This window comes from Actinomyces israelii DSM 43320 (assembly GCF_000711965.1).
Classification (GTDB): domain Bacteria; phylum Actinomycetota; class Actinomycetes; order Actinomycetales; family Actinomycetaceae; genus Actinomyces; species Actinomyces israelii.
Window position 1 is genome coordinate 1 of sequence record NZ_JONS01000087.1, and the last position, 3,423, is coordinate 3,423.

Genomic DNA, 3,423 nt, shown 5'->3' on the forward strand with positions numbered 1-3,423 from the left:
ATTCTGCGGTTCTGCGGCGAGGGCAGGGCGGGGGTCGGCGCTAAAAGTGCGTGGGAGCCACCTTTTCCGGTCAAGTTTTCCGGTCAAGGCCGACAACGACCCACGAGGCTGCACACGCCAGGCCCCGGCCCACAAACCATCAGACCCCGCCCCCATATGACCTGAACAAATCCCGACGGAGGGGGCGGCCCCGCGATCGCAATCGGGTGGGCCAGACGGCCCCATTGCACCGGCGCGGGGCATAGCCTGTGAGGCGGCGGGGCGGCCCGCCCGGGACCGAGGGAGTGATCATGCTTGCCTACCGCAGCACCTTCAGCGTCGGCGGGGCCTTTGAGCAGGTGGAGCCGGCCGTCCGCAGGGTCATGGTGGACTGGGCGGAGAGGAAGCACCGCAAGGAGCTCGGCCCCGACGGCCTTGGCGCTCTGGGCCCGGGCGGGTACCTTCAGCCGCACCCGCGGCTGGAGCTCCTCCTGGTGGACTCTCGCGAGCAGTCCGAGGACCAGATCTTCGGCTTCGTCGTCGTCGAGCGCGACGGCGAGGACACCTGGACCAGCCAGGTCATGGCCGCCAGCGGGCCCCGGCTCGCGAGCCGCAGCCTCATCAGCGTCGAGATCGACTCGCCCGTCTCCCCGGATGACCCGCTGCGCCCCAGGAGCGCCGGAGTGCCCCGCTTCGTGCGGAGCATGCTCCGCCGGCTGGACTGCGACGACCACGGCATCCACCTCACCAACGACCCCAAGATCCTCCGGCCGCAGGACGTCCCCAGGCTCCGCAAGGAGCTGGGCGAGGAGGACCACCACGGACTCGTCCTCGTGGCCGGGACGGCCCCGGGCCTGCCGCTGGAGCAGTGGACGGACTTCATCGGCGGTATTACGAGGGACACGGCCGCCCAGCCGGCGGTCCCAGCGGACGCCACCGGTCTGCACGCGCGGGTGGAGGAGCTGACATCCCTCCTGGCCGCCCGCAGCGAGGACCTGGACGGCGCGAAGGCGGAGCTGGCGGAGGCCCGGGACACGATCACCCTCCTGGAGCAGCGCGACAGCAAGCGCGAGCACGACGACGACGCCCTGCGCGAGGAGCTGCAGCGGCGCACCGAGGAGCGCGACGAGCTCGGCCTCGACTACGCGGTCGCCCTGGACGACAAGGACCGCGCCCTCAGCCGGGCGGAGAGGTCGGAGAGGGAGGTTCAGCGCCTGCGCACCGCGCTGTCGTGCGCGGGCCGCGGCGAGGAGGCGTGGGCCGTCCCCGGTGAGGGGGCCGACCTCGCCCAGCCCTCGGGCTGGCCCGAGCTGGCGACCTGGGCAGCCAACGGGGAGCTCGCCAGGGCCCTGCCGTGGGTCGAGCTCACCTGCGACTGGGACCGGGCCCTCGACCTGGACGACCAGAACAACCTGTCCTGGATCGCGAAGACCTGGGACATTCTGCGCACCCTCAACGACTACGGGCGGGCCCGGGCGGACGGGAGCGCGACGGTGCGCAACCTCCACGAGTACCTCGACTCGCCGCCGGACGGCTTCCGCACGGTCTCGCGCGGCCGGTACAGGCCCACCGAGTCGAAGACGGTCGCGAACCGGCCGCGCTACCGCAAGGAGCGGATGTTCCCGGCGCCCGAGCAGGTTCCCGGCCGCGACGGGGACGGGCGCGTGTACATGGACAAGCACTTCGTCATCGCCAGCGCGGGGATGGTCTCGCCCCGCCTCTACCTCTACGATGCGACGGACACCCCAGGCTACGGCAAGGTGGTCGTGGGATACATTGGTCGCCATCTTACCAATAACCAGACGAACTGATGGACCTGTCACCACTTCCACCCTCGGACCCGGCAAACATGTCGCACGGACGCTGTAGCCTTCGCATGTCGGCCACATCCCGCCCGGTCGTGGCCGTCCTCCGACAGCGCCCCGGACTCCGGTCCGGAGCGTCGAGGATGCAGGGCCGCCCCAGCAGATCCCATACCTGAACCTTATGAAGCTCAATAATCGCGATCTTGTCCTGCGCGGATTCCTCCGCATCCTGCCGACCCACCTGGAGCGCTACCTCCGCGCCGCTCTGGGCGACCGCTGCACGCTCGACACGCTGCGCCCCCTCCTCGCCGGCGACGGCCCGGTCCCGGAGTTCCCCGACCTGGCCAACCTGCCCACCCAGATCCGCATCCTGACCGCCCGCGACGAGGGCGGGCGCTACCGCCTGGACCTGCCGCCGGGGCTGGGGGACAGGCTGGGCGAGGTCGGCCGCCTGCGCGACGAGCTGGTCCGCGGCGGAGACTTCGACGCCGACAGGACCCTGGCCGCCCTCGCCGCGGCCGGCGAGGTCCTCGGACTCATCGGCGCCGAGCCCGGCCAGGCGGAGATACGCGAGCTCATCGCCGCCATCGACGGCGGCCAGGGCGCGGGCCGCACCCCGCTGGACGCCGTCGGGGTCGAGGTGGCCTGCGTGCCTGTGGTCAGCTACGCGCACGCGGTGGCGGGCGCCGCGCCCGAGGTCTCGATCCGCCTGTCCCTGCTGGGGCACGCCCCCAGCCCGGGCGCACACGCCTCCGGCCCGGGCGGCGGTGCCTTCAGCCCGGACGCGTCCGGCGACGACGGCCAGCAGCGGAAGATCCTGAGCTCCGGGGCGCGCAGCGGCCAGGAGCCGCCGTCGGGAGCCCTGGAGGTGACGCTGACCATCATTGAGGACGACGGCGGACGCGAGGTCGCCGAGCCCTGGCACCTGGCGTGGGACACCTCCCACCCGGTGCTGACCGACACCCGCGCCCTGGCGCTGGACCGAGGGAGCCTGCTCCAGGTGAGCCAGCCCGGCTCCGCCCACGTGCGGGTCGAGCTGCGCGCCGCCGACGGCTCGCAGTCCGTGCGCAGGCTGCCGGGGCTGACCGTGCTGCCCCCGCGCCAGTGGCGGCTCGCCGGGGGCGGGCGCTGGGCGGGCGCGGCGCTGGCGACCTTCGTCCAGCCCGACCAGACCGCTGTCGGAGACCTGGCGACCGAGGCGCGCCGCCTCGCGCCGCACGACGAGGGCGTCGCCCCCACTTCCGACGCCCTCGCCATGGCCGCATGCGCCGCCCTGCGCGACCGCCGCCTCATGATCAGGGCCGCGAGCGGCCCGTGGCAGGCCGGCTCCCACCCCATACGCACCGCCGCCGGGCTGCTCGAGGCGTGCACCGGCACCGTCCTCGACGTTGCGATCCTGCTGGCCGGGGTCCTGGAGCGCCTGGGCGTGGCTCCCGTCATCCTGCTCGCCCCCCGTGCCGTCTTCCTCGGCTACCGCAGGGACCACGAGACCCACGAGGGTCACGAGGGTCACGAGGGCACAGACGGCGGGTCGCACGTCTCCGCGCAGGAGGCCGCCGACCTCATCCGCCGCGGCGTCATGGGCATGATCGACCCGGACCTGGCGGTCGGCGCGGCGGTCGCCGTCCTCCACGAGCTG

2 protein-coding genes are annotated in these 3,423 nt (G+C 73.2%); both read left to right on the forward strand.

Going from position 1 to position 3,423, the window contains the following annotated elements; all coding sequences use genetic code 11:
• The first annotated feature begins 290 nt into the window (after positions 1-290).
• A complete protein-coding gene (locus O145_RS15095; RefSeq protein WP_043564479.1) occupies positions 291-1,790 on the forward strand; it encodes a hypothetical protein in 1,500 nt (499 codons plus the stop codon).
• 175 nt (positions 1,791-1,965) lie between these two features.
• Positions 1,966-3,423, forward strand: a 1,458-nt coding sequence (locus O145_RS15100; protein WP_043564481.1) for a hypothetical protein, incomplete at its 3' end; no start/stop codon positions are given.